The 1,711-nt window shown below is 66.2% G+C and carries 2 protein-coding genes; both read right to left on the reverse strand.

Annotated elements, in window-relative coordinates; all coding sequences use genetic code 11:
• Window positions 1–1,189, reverse strand: a 1,189-nt coding sequence (locus AB1609_23125) for an aldehyde ferredoxin oxidoreductase N-terminal domain-containing protein (GenBank protein ID MEW6049328.1), incomplete at its 3' end; no start/stop codon positions are given.
• A 119-nt stretch (window positions 1,190–1,308) separates the two neighbouring features.
• Window positions 1,309–1,711: DegV family protein (locus AB1609_23130; protein MEW6049329.1), on the reverse strand; the 403-nt coding region annotated here is incomplete at its 5' end.

Genomic DNA, 1,711 nt, shown 5'->3' on the forward strand with positions numbered 1-1,711 from the left:
CCAGGATGCGCCCCAGCGGCGTCCCCCGGCCGCATTCCTTCAGTAACTCCACAGCCGTCCTGGCATCGCCGAAAGGCAGCAGACCCGCTTCCATGGCCACCCCCAGCGTGACTCCCGCTTCGATGGTGTCAAGGCCGCTATCGTTGCAGATCCAGATGAGCTCGGCTATGGCGTCCAGGTCGTCTATACCACAATCGGCGCCCAGCGCCCACACCGATTCGTACTCCAGGCAGGAAACGTGCTCCGACCCGTCCGGCCTTGCCCAGATGTTGCTGCACTGGATCACGCACCCTGGGTGGCAACCGTGCCCCATCCTGCCCTGCCCGCCCCGCGCCTTCACCGTTTCCGCGATGGTCTCACCGGCAATTCTCCCAGCTCCTTCGAACCGGCCGGAACTGAAGTTCCGGGTGGGCAGACCTCCTGCCTCGTTCAGCACGTTGATGAGGGCAGCCGTGCCGAAGGAGTTGAGAGTGCCGCCCGGGCGGGTGATGGGGTGCTCGCGCAGGGCGTCGGCGAGTTTCCTCTGGCCCTGGCGGAACAGATCCGGGTTAGCAAGCGAAACGCCCGGCGCACCTTGATCGTCCACCAGGATGGCCTTCAGGCCCCTTGCCGCCATGACGGCACCCAGCCCGCCCCGGCCCGCATAGCGGGACGGCCGAAACTCGGTGTCGTTGAAGCATACCCCCGCCATGGCCATACCCTTTTCACCCGCTGGCCCGGTGGCGATGAAGCCCACCTCCCCAAACCGTTGCCGCACACGCGAAGCAAACTCGTACATGCCCAGGCCCGCCAGGTCCCCCGCCGGCTCAAGTACCCCTCCGTCCTTGCCCACCCTCAGGACAAACGCTCCCTTTTCCCGGGGCTGTCCTTCTACCACCACAGCCGCGATTCCCAGCCTGGCAAGGCTCTGCGCTACGGGCGTGCCCGCATTCGACTCTTTGATGCCGCCGGTGAGCGGAGACTTGCCTCCCACCGACACACGCCCCGAACTGGGAGCCGCCGTCCCCGTCACCATGCCGGGGGCCACCACCAGCCGGTTATTGGGCCCCAGGGGATGGCACGTGGGAGGCACCTCATTGGCCACCAGGGCCGACGTCAGCCAGCGCCCACCCATGAACCGGTACTTCTCGGGCAAATCCTCCAGAGTCACGGTCCGCTGGGTCATATTGACCCTCACCAGCTTGCGCATCCTGGCACCTCCTTGCACTTGCAGGTCTCCGGGTCAGTTCGCCTCCCGACACAAATCGGCCCGCCGACTCTCACCAGGAAACGGCCTCTGCACCCACCTTCGAACACAGCGCCGTATTTTCAGTCCCACCCCCGCTGCCACCTACTCAAGCTCCCCGCACCCACGCCCCGAACGGACCCGGTTGCTTCCATGCCTATATTCGACTGCTTCGACCAACGACAGGGACTTTCCTGCCTGCCCCAGGGCCACCGCGTTACGGCGCGTCCGGCACCCGCCTGGGGAACCGCGGCAGGGCACCGCCGCTCGCCGGCAGACGGTAACTCCCAGTCGGACCCGCAGCACCAGTCGCGGTAAAAGGCCACCCCGAGCACTCCCGGCCCGGCATGAGCACCCATTACCGGCGTCAATTCCGATACCACCAGTTCGTCGGGCACAAATCTCTCTCTTACCTTTTCCGCCAGCTCACCGGCCTCGCGAGGGCAGGCGGAGTGCACGACACCCATGCGCAAGGTGCCACCCGGC

It is taken from the genome of Bacillota bacterium (genome assembly GCA_040754675.1).
Classification (GTDB): domain Bacteria; phylum Bacillota; class Limnochordia; order Limnochordales; family Geochordaceae; genus Geochorda.